The organism is Pseudomonas sp. dw_612 (assembly GCF_018449725.1).
Lineage (GTDB): Bacteria > Pseudomonadota > Gammaproteobacteria > Pseudomonadales > Pseudomonadaceae > Aquipseudomonas.
Window position 1 is genome coordinate 196513 of the sequence record NZ_JAAVVC010000008.1, and the last position, 16693, is coordinate 213205.

A 16693-nucleotide genomic window follows, 5' to 3' on the forward strand; every position below is an offset into this window, starting at 1 on the left:
CTAAAAAGCTTGAATTCGACACTTTGCACGGAGAACAAGAACAATGAGCAACACCCCGGTTTTAGGCCATTACATCAACGGCCAGGTGCAAGACAGCAGTAGCGAACGCTTCAGCAACGTATTCAACCCGGCCACCGGTGCGGTGCAGGCGCGGGTCGGATTGGCCAGCGAGAAGACCGTCGACGAAGCCGTTGCCTCGGCATTAAAAGCCTTCCCGGCCTGGTCCGAGCAATCGTCCCTGCGTCGCTCCCGGGTGATGTTCAAGTTCAAGGAACTGCTCGACCGCCACCACGATGAACTGGCTGAAATCATCAGCCGCGAACACGGCAAAGTGTTCTCGGACGCCAAGGGTGAAGTCACCCGTGGCATCGAAATCGTCGAGTACGCCTGCGGTGCGCCGAACCTGCTGAAAACCGATTTCAGCGACAACATCGGTGGCGGCATCGACAACTGGAACCTGCGCCAGCCCCTGGGTGTTTGCGCCGGGGTCACGCCGTTCAACTTCCCGGTGATGGTGCCGCTGTGGATGATCCCGCTGGCGCTGGTGACCGGTAATTGCTTCATCCTCAAACCGTCCGAGCGCGATCCGTCGGCCAGTTTGCTCATGGCGCGTTTGCTCACTGAAGCCGGTTTGCCCGACGGTGTGTTTAACGTGGTCCAGGGCGACAAAGTCGCGGTGGATGCCTTGCTGCAACACCCGGACATCGAGGCGATTTCCTTTGTTGGTTCGACGCCGATTGCCGAGTACATCCACCAGCAAGGTACCGCTCGCGGCAAACGCGTGCAGGCCCTGGGCGGTGCGAAAAACCACATGATCGTCATGCCGGACGCCGACCTCGATCAAGCCGCCGATGCCTTGATTGGCGCGGCGTACGGCTCGGCTGGCGAGCGCTGCATGGCGATTTCGATTGCGGTGGCGGTGGGTGATGTCGGCGATCAGTTGATTGCCAAGTTGTTGCCGCGTATTGATCAATTGAAAGTCGGCAACGGCATGCAGGGCGACAGCGATATGGGGCCGCTGGTCACCGCTGAGCACAAGGCCAAGGTTGAAGGCTTTATCGGCGAAGGCGTGGCCCAGGGCGCGCAGTTGATCGTCGATGGCCGCAACTTCAAGGTGCCCGGCGCCGAGAACGGTTTCTTTGTCGGCGCGACGCTGTTCGACAACGTCACGACTGAGATGAGTATTTACCAACAAGAGATTTTCGGCCCGGTGCTGGGCATCGTGCGCGTGCCGGACTTTGCCAGCGCCGTGGCATTGATCAACGCCCATGAGTTCGGCAACGGCGTGTCGTGCTTTACCAGTGACGGCGGCATCGCCCGAGCGTTTGCCCGCACGATCAAGGTCGGCATGGTTGGCATCAACGTGCCGATCCCGGTGCCGATGGCTTGGCACTCGTTCGGCGGCTGGAAGCGCTCGCTGTTCGGCGACCACCATGCTTACGGCGAAGAAGGCATCCGCTTCTACAGCCGCTACAAAAGCGTGATGCAGCGCTGGCCCGACAGCATCGCCAAGGGCCCTGAATTCAGCATGCCAACCGCCAAATAACTGATCACTGCGGAGAACAACAATAATGAGCAAGCCCCTGCGTTTCGCCCTGAACCGTATGGTCGCCCCCCGTTTGTCCCTACCGGCGTTCATTGAGCTGGCGGTGACCCTCAAGGCCGACGCCATCGAAATTCGCAACGACCTTAAAGGCATCGAAATCGAAGACGGCACCGCGCCGGAACGCGTGCGTGAACTGTGCACGGCCAAAGGCATCACCGTGCTGTCGATCAACGCGCTGTACCCGTTTGATGTGTGGAATGACGAGCGCCGTGTGCAGGCCTTGAAGCTGGCTGCGTATGCCCGGGATTGCGGTGCGCAGGGGCTGGTCATGTGTCCGCTGAATGACCGCGCCGATTCGCGCAATGAGGCGGAACGTGCTTCGGGGTTGCGCACGGCGTTGACTGAACTGGCGCCGATCCTGCGCGATCACGGGATTCTCGGGTTTATCGAGCCGTTGGGGTTTGAAGAGTGCTCGCTGCGGCGCAAACGTCCGGCGGTGGACGCGATCAAGGCGATTGGCGGGCTGGATGTGTTCCGCCTGGTGCATGACACCTTTCACCATCATCTGGCCGGCGAACAGGAGTTTTTCCCTGAGCTGACAGGGTTGGTGCACATCTCCGGCGTCGAGGATGCCGAAGCGCCGCTGAACAGCATCCGCGACGGCCATCGGGTGCTGGTGGGCGAGGGCGATATTCTGGGCAACGCTGCGCAGATCGAAACCTTGCTGGGCTCCGGTTACAGCGGTTACCTGTCGTTCGAACCGTTTGCCGACAGCATCCATGGCCTGGCGGACATCGAACAGGCGATCGGCGCAAGCATGAACCACCTGCAACAATCTCAAGGCTAATGAAGATCCCCCTTGTGGGAGCGGGCTTGCTCGCGAAAGCGGAGTGTCAGGCGACATCGATGCTGGATGTGCCGCCGCCTTCGCGAGCAAGCCCGCTCCCACAGGGATCGCATTTCAAGGCACACACCGGATTTGGCTTCAAAGGAAGGTGCAAGCATGACCACAACAAGACTGACCATGGCCCAGGCCCTGGTGAAATTCCTCGATAACCAGTACATCGAAGTCGATGGCGTCCAGAGCAAATTCGTCGCCGGGGTCTTTACCATTTTCGGCCACGGCAACGTGCTCGGTCTGGGCCAGGCGTTGGAACAGGACAGCGGCGACTTGATCGTGCATCAGGGCCGCAACGAGCAAGGCATGGCCCATGCCGCCATCGGTTTCGCCAAGCAACACCTGCGGCGCAAGATCTACGCCTGTTCCTCTTCGGTCGGCCCCGGCGCGGCCAATATGCTGACCGCTGCTGCCACGGCCACGGCCAACCGCATTCCCTTGTTGCTGCTGCCCGGCGATGTCTACGCCTGTCGCCAACCGGACCCGGTGCTGCAACAGATCGAACAGTTCCACGACCTGAGCATCAGCACCAACGACGCCTTCAAAGCTGTGAGCAAATACTGGGACCGCATCAACCGTCCCGAGCAACTGATGACCGCCGCGATCCACGCCATGCGCGTGCTCACTGACCCCGCCGAAACCGGCGCCGTGACCCTGGCCTTGCCGCAAGACGTGCAAGCCGAGGCCTACGACTACCCCGATTACTTCCTGCAAAAACGCGTGCATCGCATCGAGCGGCGTCCGGCCACCGAAGCCATGCTCGGTGATGCGCTGGCGCTGTTCAAAGGCAAGCGCAAGCCGCTGATCATTTGCGGTGGCGGGGTGCGTTACTCCGGCGCCAACGCGGCATTGCAGGCGTTTGCCGAGCGCTTCGATATTCCTTTCGCTGAAACCCAGGCCGGCAAGAGCGCGGTGGTGTCGAGCCATCCGCTGAACCTCGGTGGCATCGGCGAAACCGGTTGCCTGGCGGCGAATTTGCTGGCCAAGGATGCTGATTTGATCATCGGCATCGGCACCCGCTACAGCGACTTCACTACTGCGTCGAAGTCGTTGTTCCAGCACCCGGATGTGCAATTTCTCAACCTGAATATCAGCCCGTGCGATGCGCTGAAGCTCGACGGCGTACAACTGCTGGCCGACGCCAAAAGCGGTCTGCTGGCACTGGCCGATGCACTGGGCGACTACCGTTCGAGCTGGGGCGATCAGCCGCGCCAGGCCAAGGCGCAACTGGATGAAGAAGTCGATCGCATCTATCAGGTCGAATACCAGGCCAAGGATTTCGTCCCGGAAATCAACGACCACATGGACCCGGCCGTACTGCGGGAATTCATCGAGCTGACCGGTTCCTGCCTGACCCAGAGCCGCGTGCTCGGCGTGCTTAACGAAACCCTGGCCGACGACGCGGTGATCGTCGCCGCCGCCGGCAGCCTGCCCGGCGACTTGCAGCGCAGTTGGCGCAGCAAAGGCGTGAACACCTACCACGTCGAGTACGGCTATTCGTGCATGGGTTACGAAGTCAACGCCGCACTGGGCGTGAAACTCGCCGAGCCAGATCGCGAGGTCTATGCGCTGGTGGGTGACGGCTCGTACATGATGCTGCACTCGGAACTGGCGACCTCGATTCAGGAGCGGCGCAAGATCAACGTGGTGCTGCTGGACAACATGACCTTCGGCTGCATCAACAACCTGCAAATGGAACACGGCATGGACAGCTTCGGCACCGAGTTCCGTTTCCGCAACCCGGAAACCGGCAAGCTCGACGGCGGCTTCGTGCCGGTGGACTTCGCCATGAGCGCGGCGGCCTATGGCTGCAAGACTTACAAAGTGAACACCGTTGAAGAGCTGCAAGCGGCGCTGGCGGATGCACGGTTGCAGACGGTGTCGACCCTGATCGATATCAAGGTTCTGCCCAAAACGATGATTCACAAATACCTGTCGTGGTGGCGGGTCGGTGTGGCGCAGGTTTCCACCAGTGCGCGCACCGATGCGGTGGCCAAGACCCTGAACGAACGACTGGCCAAGGCCCGTCAGTACTGATTGCCCCTGAAACCAACAACAATTTTTCGCAGGAGAATCTTCATGTCGTTAAAGCTAGGCGTCATCGGCACCGGGGCCATCGGCCAGGACCATATCCGTCGTTGCAGCCAGACCTTGCTCAATAGCCAGGTCGTCGCGGTCACCGACATCAATTTGCAGCAAGCGGCGAACGTGGTGTCCGACCTGAAGCTGACCGCCGAGGTTTATCCCGACGGTCACGCGCTGATCAAGGCGCCAGAGGTCGAGGCGATCCTTGTCACCTCCTGGGGCCCGAGCCACGAAGAGTTCGTGCTGGCGGCGATTGCTGCGGGCAAACCGGTGTTCTGCGAAAAGCCCCTGGCCGTCACCGCCGAAGGCTGCCGCAAGATCGTCGAGGCCGAAGTGGCCCACGGTAAGCGTCTGGTGCAGGTCGGTTTCATGCGCCCGTACGATGAAGGCTATCGCGCCCTCAAAGCCGTGATCGACAGCGGCCAGATCGGTGAACCGCTGATGCTGCACTGCGCGCACCGCAACCCGACCGTGGGCGAGAACTACAAGACCGACATGGCGATCACCGACACGCTGATCCATGAACTGGATGTGCTGCGCTGGTTGCTTGATGACGATTACGTCTCGGTGCAGGTCGTGTTCCCGCGCAAATCCAGCAAAGCCCTCGCGCATTTGAAAGACCCGCAAATCGTCCTGCTGGAAACCGCCAAAGGCACGCGCATCGACGTGGAAGTGTTTGTTAATTGCCAATACGGCTACGACATCCAGTGCGAAGTGGTGGGGGAGACCGGTATCGCCAAATTGCCGGAACCGCAACAGGTGCAATTGCGCAGTGGCGCGAAGTTATCGAATGCGATTCTGATGGACTGGAAGGATCGGTTTATCGCTGCCTACGACGTTGAGCTTCAGGCCTTCATTGATGGCGTTCGCGCAGGTCAGGTGGGCGGGCCTTCGGCGTGGGACGGCTTCGCCGCAGCCGTGGCGGCAGACGCGTGCATCGAAGCGCAAAACAGCGGCCAGATCGTCAAGGTTGGCCTGCCGGAGCGCCCACACTTCTACGGCTAACCCCCGACCGCCGATCCCTACGGGGGACGGTGTCGATTTCGGGTGAAGGAGAACAAAAACATGCGCATCGCACTAGACCCCTACATGTACCGCAGCCTGTCCCTGGGCAAGATGGTCGATAAAGTCGCTGAGCTCGGTTACGAACACATCGAGCTATCACCCCGGGAAGACTTCCTGCCGTTCTACAAAGCCCCGCGGGTCGACAAGGCGCGAATCAAGGAGTTTCGCAAAGCCCTGAGCGACACCGGGGTCAAGCTCTCTTCCTTATTACCGATGTACCACTGGGCCGCTGCCGACGAGGGCTTGCGAGTCGCCGCTGTGCGCAACTGGAAGCGCGCGATCCAGATCGCCGTGGAGATGGATTGCGAGCTGGTCAACACCGAATTCACCGGCCAGTCGGACAACCCGCTGGTGTGCGAGAACCAGTTCATGCGCTCCATGGATGAGTTGATCCCCGAGTTCGAACGCGAAGGCATCAAGCTCGATATCCAGGCGCATCCGTATGATTTCTGCGAGCGCAATAACGAGTCGGTGGACATCATTCGCGGGCTCGATCGCGACTGGATCAACTACCTCTACGCCGCGCCGCACACGTTTTTCTATGACGACGGCGTGGGGGATATCGCCTCGATGCTCAAGTACGCCGGCTCGAAATTAAGCCACCTGATCATTGCCGACACCTACAACCACAAAGCGTCGTCGGGGTTGCGCTACATCGTCAACCCACCGGGCGTTGTCGCCACGGTGCATCAGCACTTGGACATCGGCCAGGGTGAGGTAAATTGGGACGCGTTTTTCGGCACCTTGCGCGAGATTCAGTTCGACGGCATCGCGACGGTGTCGGTGTTCGCGTGGGAAGACCGGCCGGATGAGTCGAATCGGATGATGCTGGAACGGGTCAAAAGCGAACTCTGTCGCTAACGGCCACCACAGAACCCTGTAGGAGCTGACGAGTGAAACGAGGCTGCGATCTTTTGATCTTATTTTCAAGAATCAAAGTCAAAAGATCGCAGCCTCGTTTCACTCGACCGCTCCTACAAGGGCCGGTGTAGATCCAGCCAGCGGCTACATAACAATAAGAAGGAATGCACACATGCGTATCGGACTTGTCGGTTACGGCCATGGCGGCCGGTTTTTCCATGCTCCGCTGCTCAGCAGCCTGCCGGGCGCCACGTTTGTCGGCGTGGTCACCCGTTCCCCGGAGCGCCGACAGTTGCTCGCCGCCGAACACCCCAACGTACCGGCGTTTGACAGCATCGGCCAACTGGTGGAAGCCGGGATCGATGTGCTGGTGGTGTCCACGCCGCTCAAGGGCCGCCCGGCGCTGGTGCTCGACGGCATCGAGCACGGGGTGGCGGTGGTCAGCGACAAACCGTTCGCCGCCGATGCGCAACAGGCGCAAACCCTGATCACCATGGCCGAGCGCCAGGGTGTGCGGCTCAGCGTTTACCAGAACCGGCGCTGGGATTCGGATTTCCTCACCGTGCGCAAACTCATTGAATCCGGTGCGCTGGGTCAGATCACCCGTTTCGAATCACGCATCGAACGCTACTCGCCGCAAGCGGTGAACAACGGCAGCGGCGGCGGGTTCCTGCGCGATTTGGGTAGCCATCTGGTGGACCAGGCGCTGCTGTTATTCGGCCCCGTCACGAAGGTGTATGCCGAGCTGGAATACCTGGAAAAAGGCCAGGCCTTCGACAACGGCTTCTTTATGTCCCTGACCCACGCCAACGGCGTCACCTCGCACCTGGGCGGCAGTTGTCTGCAAAACACCCCCGGACCGCGTTTTCGAGTCACCGGCACCCAAGGCTGCTACAGCGTCGATGGGTTGGACGGGCAGGAGGCCTTGGCGCTGGCCGGGCTCTCGCCAAAATCCGAAGGCGAATGCTGGGGTGTTGAAGAGCACCGGCGCTGGGGTTGGTTCGAACAGGGCGAAGTGCGCGAGCGCGTGCCGTCCGAGCGCGGTTGCTGGAACCAGTTCTATTTACAGCTACAAACCGCGTTACAGAGCGGTGGCCCACTGCCGGTCGAGGCCCGTGATGCACTGGCGGCCACCCGTGTGCTGGACGCTGCGCGATTGAGCGCTGAACGCCAGCAAGTGGTGGAATTGGGCCAGTTCGACGCCCGTGGAATAAAATCAGAATAAAATTCTAAAATGAGTTGATATAGAAATTATTTTCCAATAAAGTCATTTCCAGGTTGCCGACAATCAACGTCCAATCACGCTCAAGCCAGGCTTGAACGGGTGCAGGACGAACCAAAAACAAGAAACAAAAGCCAGGTACCGTCGATGAAAACCTTTAACGCTGCTTTGCATGTTTTACGTTCCGCTTCACACCTCTTTCGCGACCTGCCTCGCGCCTCGTTTCATTCCATTTCCCGTTTGCTGTGCGTTGAACGCAACGGCGCCCTGGTCTGCTGCATCCCAGGCGCACCGATTGTCCGCTTGCCCCGTCACTGAAATCGTCACGCCTTATCCATAAAACCAACAAGAATGTGGAGAAAGACTTTTCATGAAGACCCAGATCCGTTTCACCGCACTTGCCTTGTCCCTGATGTTCGCCAGCGGCGCTGCACTGGCCGATATGAAGATCGGTGTGAGCATGTCCCAGTTCGATGACACCTGGCTGACCTACCTGCGCGAATCCATGGACAAGAAAGCCAAGTCCTACCCCGATGGCGTGCAGCTGCAATTCGAAGATGCCCGCAGCGATGTGGTCAAGCAGTTGAGCCAGGTGGAAAACTTCATCAGCCAGAAGGTCGATGCCATTGTGGTCAACCCGGTGGACACCGCCGCCACCCGTAAAATCACGGACGCCGCGGTCAAGGCCGGTATTCCGCTGGTCTACGTCAACCGTCGCCCGGATGACCTGAAACTGCCCAAAGGCGTGGTCACCGTCGCTTCCAATGACCTGGAGGCCGGTGAAATGCAGATGCAGTACCTGGCCGACAAAATGGGCGGCAAGGGCGACATCGTGATTCTGCTCGGCGATCTGGCAAACAACTCCACCACCAACCGCACCAAAGGCGTCAAAGAGGTGCTGGCCAAATACCCGAACATCAAGATCGAGCAGGAGCAGACCGGTACCTGGCTGCGGGATAAAGGCATGACCCTGGTCAACGACTGGCTGACCCAGGGCCGCAAGTTCGATGCGGTGGTGGCCAACAACGACGAAATGGCGATCGGTGCCGCGATGGCCCTGAGTCAGGCCGGCGTCGACAAAAGCACGGTGCTGATCGCCGGGGTCGACGGTACGCCGGACGGCTTGAACGCGATCAAGAAAGGCAACATGGCGGTCTCGGTGTTCCAGGACGCCAAAGGTCAGGCGGATGGTTCCATCGACACGGCGGTGAAAATGGCCAAGAACGAACCGGTTGAACAGAACGTCTGGGTGCCCTACCGCTTGATCACCCCGCAAAACGTCGACACGTTCAAATAGCCTGTCCGTTCAATAACAACAATAAGCACGCAAGGTTGCCACCGCGACCTTGCTGATGGAGTACCTGATCATGTTCGCTTCAGCGACTGTTTCGAGCACCCCGTTGGTGGGTAGCCAGCCAACCGCAACACCTGTCGATGAGCCGTACCTGCTGGAGATCATCAACGTCAGCAAGGGTTTTCCCGGTGTGGTGGCCTTGTCCGATGTGCAACTGCGGGTGCGCCCCGGTTCCGTGCTGGCCTTGATGGGCGAGAACGGCGCGGGCAAATCGACCCTGATGAAAATCATCGCCGGCATCTACCAGCCGGACGCCGGTGAAATTCGCCTGCGGGGCAAACCGGTGGTCTTCGAAACGCCCTTGGCGGCGTTGCAGTCCGGGATCGCGATGATCCACCAGGAACTGAATCTGATGCCGCACATGAGCATCGCCGAGAACATCTGGATCGGTCGCGAGCAGCTCAACGGCTTCCACATGATCGATCACCGCGAAATGCACCGCTGCACGGCGAAACTGCTGGAACGCCTGCGCATCAACCTCGATCCGGAAGAGCAGGTCGGCAACCTGAGCATCGCCGAACGGCAGATGGTCGAGATCGCCAAGGCTGTGTCCTACGATTCCGACGTCCTGATCATGGACGAACCGACCTCGGCCATCACCGACAAGGAAGTCGCCCACCTGTTCTCGATCATTGCCGACCTCAAGAGCCAGGGCAAAGGCATCATCTACATCACCCACAAAATGAACGAAGTGTTCGCCATCGCCGACGAAGTGGCGGTGTTCCGTGACGGCGCCTACATCGGCCTGCAACGGGCCGACAGCATGGACGGCGACAGCCTGATTTCGATGATGGTCGGCCGTGAGCTGAGCCAGTTGTTCCCGGTGCGCGAGAAGCCGATTGGCGATTTGCTGCTGTCGGTGCGCGACCTCAAGCTCGACGGCATTTTCAAAGGCGTGTCCTTTGACCTGCATGCCGGGGAGATTCTCGGCATCGCCGGGTTGATGGGCTCCGGGCGGACCAACGTCGCCGAAGCGATTTTCGGCATCACTCCCAGCGACGGCGGCGAGATTCGCCTCGATGGTCAGGTGGTGCGTATCAGCGATCCGCACATGGCCATTGAGAAGGGCTTCGCGCTGTTGACCGAGGATCGCAAACTCAGTGGCCTGTTCCCGTGCCTGTCGGTGCTGGAAAACATGGAAATGGCCGTGCTGCCGCATTACGCCGGTCACGGTTTCATCCAGCAGAAAGCCCTGCGGGTGTTGTGCGAAGACATGTGCAAGAAGCTGCGGGTCAAGACCCCGTCGCTGGAGCAATGCATCGACACCTTGTCCGGCGGTAATCAACAGAAAGCCTTGCTGGCACGCTGGCTGATGACCAATCCCCGGATCCTGATTCTCGACGAGCCAACCCGTGGCATCGATGTCGGCGCCAAGGCCGAGATTTATCGGCTCATCTCTTACCTCGCCAGCGAAGGCATGGCGGTGATCATGATTTCCTCGGAACTGCCGGAAGTGCTCGGCATGAGCGACCGGGTGATGGTCATGCACGAGGGCGACCTGATGGGCACCCTCGACCGCAGCGAAGCGACCCAGGAACGGGTGATGCAATTGGCCTCGGGCATGTCCGCGGTTCACTAATTGATGTCGGCGATGGCTGCGGCCAGCGCTGGCGACGGGATAGAAGGGTGAGTGGTTATGAACGCGATACTGGAAAACAAGCCAGCAACGGCACCGACCAAGAGTCGTCGGCGCTTTCCGACGGAACTGAGCATCTTCCTGGTGCTGATCGGCATCGGCCTGGTCTTTGAAGTGTTCGGCTGGATCGTGCGCGATCAGAGTTTCCTGATGAACTCCCAGCGTCTGGTGCTGATGATCCTGCAAGTGTCGATCATCGGCCTGCTGGCCATCGGTGTGACCCAGGTGATTATCACCACCGGTATCGACCTGTCCTCCGGTTCGGTGCTGGCGCTGTCGGCGATGATTGCCGCCAGCCTGGCCCAGACCTCGGACTTTGCCCGGGCGGTGTTTCCGTCGCTGACCGATTTGCCGGTGTGGATACCGGTGATTGCCGGGCTTGGGGTCGGGTTGCTGGCGGGGGCGATCAACGGCAGCATCATTGCGATCACCGGAATCCCGCCTTTTATTGCCACCCTCGGCATGATGGTCTCGGCCCGTGGTCTGGCGCGGTATTACACCGAAGGCCAACCGGTGAGCATGTTGTCCGATTCCTACACCGCCATCGGCCACGGCGCCATGCCGGTCATCATTTTCCTGGTGGTGGCGGTGATCTTCCACATCGCCCTGCGCTACACCAAGTACGGCAAATACACCTACGCCATCGGCGGCAACATGCAGGCGGCGCGGACTTCCGGGATCAACGTCAAGCGGCATCTGGTGATCGTCTACAGCATCGCCGGGTTGCTCGCGGGCCTGGCAGGTGTGGTGGCTTCGGCCCGTGCCGCGACCGGGCAGGCCGGGATGGGCATGTCGTATGAACTGGATGCGATTGCCGCTGCGGTGATCGGCGGCACCAGCCTGGCGGGCGGCGTCGGGCGCATCACCGGGACCGTGATTGGCGCGTTGATTCTCGGGGTGATGGCCAGCGGCTTTACCTTTGTCGGGGTTGATGCGTATATTCAGGACATCATCAAAGGATTGATTATTGTTGTGGCCGTGGTCATCGACCAGTACCGCAACAAGCGCAAACTCAAGCGCTGAATCCGAAACAAACCGCAAAATGCGCCACGCCTGATCCGCGTGGCGCAGCCGTTTGTCTTCTATATACAGCCGCTTGACTGAATTTCTTGCTATAAACGCACTCCGATAACCACCGCAACCGCTGCCAAAGCGCACTTTCCGGGTGTTGTCGGACAAATTCGCTGTCTTTTCAGTTGCTGAGGCCTCAAGTCGGCCTTAGACTGCCGCCCCTCGTAAATTGAGTGCCGGGTGGCGCTTGGAGTACATGGCGCCTTTCCGACGGCCGACGAGGTCCGACGGAACGCTCCCTAATTCGCCTTAATGCACGTTTTTTTATAGAGATATCAATGACAAAGGACAAGTTGCTGGCCATGCCGGCGGATGACTACATGAATGCCGAGCAACATGCTTTTTTCTATGAGCTGTTGCAGAACATGAAAGTCGAAACCCACGAGCGCATCGAACAGAACCGTATCGCCATCGAAAGCCTGGACACTCCGGCTGACCCGGCCGATGCGGCTTCCGTTGAAGAAGAGCGCACCTGGCTGGTCAACGCGATCGATCGCGACCAGCGCATGCTGCCTCAGTTGGAACAGGCTCTGGAACGCATCAAAGAAGACAGCTTCGGCTGGTGCGACGACAGCGGAGAGGCCATTGGCCTGAAACGCCTGCTGATCAGCCCGACCACCAAGTACTGCATCGAAGCTCAAGAGCGCCACGAGCAAATCGACAAGCACCAGCGTCAGGCTTGATTCTGCAAGGCAACCCACACATTGTGGGGTGCCCTGAAAAGATCGCAGCCTTCGGCAGCGCCTACACCGATCCCGTAGGAGCTGCCGAAGGCTGCGATCTTTGCTTTTCGTCGTCTGCGAAACTCTCCGCACTTCTTTTGACCTGCTGCAACATCCACTACTAACGGACCATAGATAATGGCCCACTAGTGGCGTTTAATGCAGTCACAACAAATAGAAATCGCATGGGGTGACGAAGATGACGAGAGACGGATCTCTGGTTGGGCATGTGCCTGCACCAGTGCTTGCGCCGAAAAACCTCTGGCTGACGCCCACTGTGCAAAGCATCGCCCTGGTGCTGTTGCTCTGTGGCATGAGCCTGGGCGGCGCATCGCTTTACATCGGCCTGCCCGTGGCGGTGCTGATCATCTGGCTGCCGCGCCTGCGTTCGCGCGCGATCCCCGATTCAACCCCGGCGGACAACACCAGCGCCATCGCCGAGCTGACCCGCGACCTTTCCTACACCACCAGTCACAACGCACTGTCCGCCGCTGGCGTGGCGTTTTCGGTCAAGCAACTGGCCGAGAAGGTGCAATCACAACTCGACGCGGCCAAGCGGATCGTCAGCAACGCGGAAGTGATGATCAGCACCGAGCAGGCGACGTCGACACTCAGCCGAGAAGCCCTGACCGCGGCCAGTGAGGCCCACCAGAGCAGTGCTGCCGGGCGCACCGAACTGATCGAATCCATCTCGCGCATGCATCAGCTCAGCCAACGCGCCAGCGCCAGCCGAGAATTGATCGAAGCCCTGAGTTTGCGCAGCGATGACATTCAGCGGGTTACCCTGGTGATCCAGTCCATCGCCAGCCAGACCAACCTGCTGGCGCTGAACGCCGCCATCGAAGCGGCACGGGCCGGGGAACACGGTCGCGGGTTTGCGGTGGTGGCGGATGAAGTGCGCGGCCTCGCTGCCCGCACCGCAACGGCGACCGGTGAAGTCGGGGAGATGGTCGCCGACATCCAGCAACGCACAGCGCAAGTGGTGGAGCAGATTCGCCAGCTCTCCAGCGACCTGGACGTCGGCGTCAAACAGGTGGAACACACCGGCCAGCATCTGGAAAACATCGCGCGCCTGGCTGCCGGTGTGGAGCATCAGGTCGGCGAAATCGCCCGGGGCGCCGACACCAACCGCGAACAACTGGACAGCCTGTTTCATGCCATCGAGCAGATGCGCAGCGATTTGGCGATCAGTGATCAGCAGACTCAGCATCTGGCCAAGGCTGCGGTGCAGATGGAAGGGCAGGCTGAAACCATCAGCGAGCGCCTGGCTGAGGTCGGGCTGGACGACTATCACCAACGGATTTATGACCTGGCCCGTGAGGGTGCGAGTCAGATTGCCGCGCGTTTTGAGGCGGATATCGATCAGGGGCGGGTCAGCCTCGATGACCTGTTCGATCGCAATTACCAGGCGATTCCCAACACCAGCCCGGCCAAGTTCCAGACGCGCTTCGACCGTTACACCGATCAGGTGTTGCCGGCGATTCAGGAACCGCTGCTACCGCGTCATGAGGGTTTGGTATTTGCCATCGCCTGCACCCAGCAGGGCTACGTGCCGACTCATAACACGGTGTTCAGCCAACCGCTGACCGGGGATGCTCAGGTCGATACCTTGCAGAACCGCACCAAACGCAAGTTCGCTGATCGCACCGGGATTCGTTGTGGCAGCCATCAGCAGCCGGTGCTGTTGCAGACGTATACCCGCGATACCGGTGAGTTGATGCACGACTTGTCGGTGCCGATCATGGTCAAGGGGCGGCATTGGGGTGGGTTGCGGTTGGGGTATAAACCGGAGAAACCACGCTAGGTGCGTGGTTCTGTATACAGATGTCGAAGCAAGGTTTCGCCTGTAGCAGCTGCCGAGGTACGAGGCTGCGTTCGGCTGCGCAGCAGTCGTAAAACCTGAACGCGCGGGTCTTACTGAAGAAACGCGCCGGCTGATTTCACGACTGCTTCGCAGCCGAACGCAGCCTCGTACCTCGACAGCTGCTACGAGCGAATGCCAGTTGCTACAGGTGGGGGGCTAGTGAACCTGATGCATCCGCAGATTCAGATCATCCACCACCCGTGCCCAGTCCGCGTCTTCACGCAGTTGTTCTTTCAGGAAGCCTGCTTGTTGCGGCGTCCAGAATTCGGCGTCGATCAGTTTTTTGTCGTCGGGAAGTGGTGAGTGACTGCCAATGAAATCGTCGATGGCCTTCTCGCTGGAGTCCAGGCCGAGCTGGTCGAACAAACCTTTTAAATCGTGTGTAGGTGAATCCATGTTCATCTCCTTGCGGGTCGCGTCGAGTGCGAGGTCTGAGGGGCGGCTTCACTGCATCTGAGGGAGCCGCGCTTCAGGAGTTCGATTGCGATGGTCGAAAGCAGGAGAGAGCATAGACGGCAAAGCCGGATCAGGCTTTCAATGCACCGTCATCGACCGCCAGCTTCAACGCCTTGGCGGCTTCCTGGGCGGCGATGAAGGCGACGTCCGAGGTTTTGAACCAGCGATCCTTCTCGACCTGGTGATAGGTCACGGTGGTCAAGGGTGGTTTGGCACGCATCACAATGACAGCCTGGAATTCGCCGTCGACTTCTCTGGCTTCGCCCCGGATAAAAAATTCACCGATATCAAATTCCGTCACGTAGCAGCCTTCCCTTGAAAATATTCTGTTGTATTGAAAACCGTCCGCCGAGGGGCCGGGATTCATGGGTTGCGCAGTATGGCAGTAGTTGCCGGCCGACGGCTGAGTTAAGTCGTCGGCGTGACGAAACGTCATCAGGGAATGCAAGGCTTGACGTCAGGTGCGTGCCGCCAGCGAGCGGGCGAGGGCGCAGGCTTCGTTATGGTCTGCGCGGAAACCTCTGACACGGCCAGTGGCCGTTTCCTTGATGTGGAAGAACGCCTTGCCGGCCGGCACCACCTGAAAAGCAGGCAGGGCAAGCGCTTGAAGGGTTGGGGCAAAGGCCTGAAACACCAGTGGGGGCAGGGGCGCCGGAGGGTTTGTGTGAGGCGTCGAGTGCTTCGCAAAGTGGGTCATGGTGCACATAAGAAGTCCTTTTCGTATTTTTACCGACGTGTGTTCGTCGTTTTGAGTAGTCTCGACGAGCATGGCTGCTCTAGAATCGCCAACACTGGTTGACGATTGGCATCCATCTAAAGCAATTTTTTACGGGCGATATGTCGGAAAAGTGCTTTTCTTGAAGGGATTTTTCCCTAAAGTTGGTAGGCCGCCTTTTCTGGCCTCCAGAAGGGTGTTTTCCTTCAACGTTTGGCGAACGTCAGGGAGGACGGCGCGAGTGACAATCCAGTAATCTCTCTTACCTCGCGATGGATGAGCGCTCTGCTCAGTTCAGGATTCGACCCGGCCCATTCGGCAACACCTTCGCCATGGCCGCTTTTTTCTGCTGTGCGTTTTTCCTGCGTGCAGCATCATTTTCAGATGTGGGGATGTTTCCTTGGCAGTAAGTAATCTTGATATGCACGCGTTGTTCGTCCTGGGCGATTTGCGTGCGAAGTTGGTTAAACAGTTCCAGTCCCGTTTTGTCTATGTCACCGAACAGAACGCCGAAGGCATCTACATTGCCGAAATCGATACCGAAGAAGCGCTGGTGGTGGACGACAAGCCTGGCCTGAAACTCAAGGTCGGCGATCACTTCAGCGCCTCGGTATTGCCCAGTCGCGAAGGCGGCAAACTGGACATCAAGTTCCGTGAAATCAAACTGACGGTTTACGGTTTGGGCGATTACGCGTTTGTCACCACCGCTGATGGTCACGGGATCGTGTTCAAGGAAGGCCATAGCGTGGTGATGGTATTCGCCGCCCACCAGCAGTTGCAGGAAGGCCTGACCAAAACCCTGAAAGCCGTGACGGCCAAGGCTGCGAAATGGCGCAAAGGTGAACTGGTGACCTTCAAGGCCAGCGAGTAATGCCTCTGACCCGCGCCGATTTCCATGTGCAGAACCTTGCCAGTGCACAGGTCGAGGCCCAGCGCCTGTTCGACCAGAAGGCGATTCTGCAGGGCGGCTGGCTGACGTGGGTGGCGTCACAGATCTACACCTTGCGTCCGGCTGAGTACGCCAGCATGGTGCGAAGGGAGCTGGCCCGGTTGCAGCAACCTTCTGAAAAGTAATCCTCGTACCTCATCACCCCTAAAAAGCGGGAACCTCTACTACAGTCAATGGACTGAGTATTCAGAGGCTTGCGGTCTTGTCTGTCAGGCCATCCTGCTATTGCTGTGAACAGCACGAGGTGCA

16 protein-coding genes are annotated in these 16693 nt (G+C 59.4%); 13 read left to right on the plus strand and 3 right to left on the minus strand.

Going from position 1 to position 16693, the window contains the following annotated elements:
- The first annotated feature begins 43 nt into the window (after window positions 1–43).
- From HB680_RS15185 to HB680_RS15235, 11 genes are all read left to right on the plus strand, one after another.
- Window positions 44–1546 carry a CoA-acylating methylmalonate-semialdehyde dehydrogenase gene (locus HB680_RS15185; RefSeq protein WP_213939438.1) on the plus strand — a complete coding sequence of 501 codons (1503 nt, stop codon included), beginning with the start codon at window positions 44–46 and terminating at the stop codon, window positions 1544–1546.
- A gap of 25 nt (window positions 1547–1571) precedes the next feature.
- Window positions 1572–2393 (plus strand): TIM barrel protein, encoded by an 822-nt coding sequence (locus HB680_RS15190; RefSeq protein WP_213939439.1) that lies wholly within the window; start codon window positions 1572–1574, stop codon window positions 2391–2393.
- 156 nt (window positions 2394–2549) lie between these two features.
- Window positions 2550–4481: a 3D-(3,5/4)-trihydroxycyclohexane-1,2-dione acylhydrolase (decyclizing) gene (gene iolD, locus HB680_RS15195; protein ID WP_213939440.1), complete on the plus strand. Its 1932-nt coding sequence runs from the start codon at window positions 2550–2552 to the stop codon at window positions 4479–4481.
- 42 nt (window positions 4482–4523) lie between these two features.
- A complete protein-coding gene (locus HB680_RS15200) occupies window positions 4524–5534 on the plus strand; it encodes a Gfo/Idh/MocA family oxidoreductase (RefSeq protein ID WP_213939441.1) in 1011 nt (336 codons plus the stop codon).
- 60 nt (window positions 5535–5594) lie between these two features.
- A complete protein-coding gene (locus HB680_RS15205; RefSeq protein WP_213939442.1) occupies window positions 5595–6455 on the plus strand; it encodes a sugar phosphate isomerase/epimerase in 861 nt (286 codons plus the stop codon).
- A gap of 172 nt (window positions 6456–6627) precedes the next feature.
- Entirely contained in the window at window positions 6628–7680 is a 1053-nt protein-coding gene (locus tag HB680_RS15210; RefSeq protein ID WP_213939443.1) for a Gfo/Idh/MocA family oxidoreductase, read from the plus strand.
- A gap of 367 nt (window positions 7681–8047) precedes the next feature.
- On the plus strand, window positions 8048–8974 hold the full coding sequence (locus tag HB680_RS15215; RefSeq protein ID WP_213939444.1) for a sugar ABC transporter substrate-binding protein: 927 nt from the start codon (window positions 8048–8050) through the stop codon (window positions 8972–8974).
- A 70-nt stretch (window positions 8975–9044) separates the two neighbouring features.
- On the plus strand, window positions 9045–10610 hold the full coding sequence (locus HB680_RS15220) for a sugar ABC transporter ATP-binding protein (RefSeq protein WP_213939445.1): 1566 nt from the start codon (window positions 9045–9047) through the stop codon (window positions 10608–10610).
- A 57-nt stretch (window positions 10611–10667) separates the two neighbouring features.
- On the plus strand, window positions 10668–11690 hold the full coding sequence (locus HB680_RS15225; protein WP_103303414.1) for an ABC transporter permease: 1023 nt from the start codon (window positions 10668–10670) through the stop codon (window positions 11688–11690).
- A 326-nt stretch (window positions 11691–12016) separates the two neighbouring features.
- Window positions 12017–12421, plus strand: coding sequence for a TraR/DksA family transcriptional regulator (locus HB680_RS15230; protein WP_010459637.1), 405 nt, complete (start codon window positions 12017–12019; stop codon window positions 12419–12421).
- 238 nt (window positions 12422–12659) lie between these two features.
- Window positions 12660–14264, plus strand: coding sequence for a methyl-accepting chemotaxis protein (locus HB680_RS15235; RefSeq protein WP_213939446.1), 1605 nt, complete (start codon window positions 12660–12662; stop codon window positions 14262–14264).
- A 216-nt stretch (window positions 14265–14480) separates the two neighbouring features.
- On the opposite strand, the gene HB680_RS15240 is transcribed toward HB680_RS15235, so the two are convergent.
- The 3 genes from HB680_RS15240 to HB680_RS15250 form a co-directional block, all read right to left on the minus strand.
- Window positions 14481–14720 (minus strand): DUF2789 domain-containing protein, encoded by a 240-nt coding sequence (locus HB680_RS15240; protein ID WP_213939447.1) that lies wholly within the window; start codon window positions 14718–14720, stop codon window positions 14481–14483.
- Window positions 14721–14850: 130 nt separating this feature from the next.
- Window positions 14851–15081, minus strand: coding sequence for a hypothetical protein (locus HB680_RS15245; protein WP_213939506.1), 231 nt, complete (start codon window positions 15079–15081; stop codon window positions 14851–14853).
- Between the two features lie 156 nt (window positions 15082–15237).
- Window positions 15238–15486, minus strand: coding sequence for a hypothetical protein (locus tag HB680_RS15250; RefSeq protein WP_213939507.1), 249 nt, complete (start codon window positions 15484–15486; stop codon window positions 15238–15240).
- A gap of 409 nt (window positions 15487–15895) precedes the next feature.
- Here HB680_RS15250 and HB680_RS15255 point away from each other — a divergent pair, with 409 nt between their 5' ends.
- Together HB680_RS15255 and HB680_RS15260 are read left to right on the plus strand one after the other, a co-directional pair.
- Window positions 15896–16366, plus strand: coding sequence for a hypothetical protein (locus HB680_RS15255; protein WP_054052821.1), 471 nt, complete (start codon window positions 15896–15898; stop codon window positions 16364–16366).
- Entirely contained in the window at window positions 16366–16569 is a 204-nt protein-coding gene (locus tag HB680_RS15260) for a hypothetical protein (RefSeq protein ID WP_149658377.1), read from the plus strand. The genes HB680_RS15255 and HB680_RS15260 overlap by 1 nt, the downstream gene beginning before the upstream one ends.
- The last annotated feature ends 124 nt before the right edge of the window (window positions 16570–16693 follow it).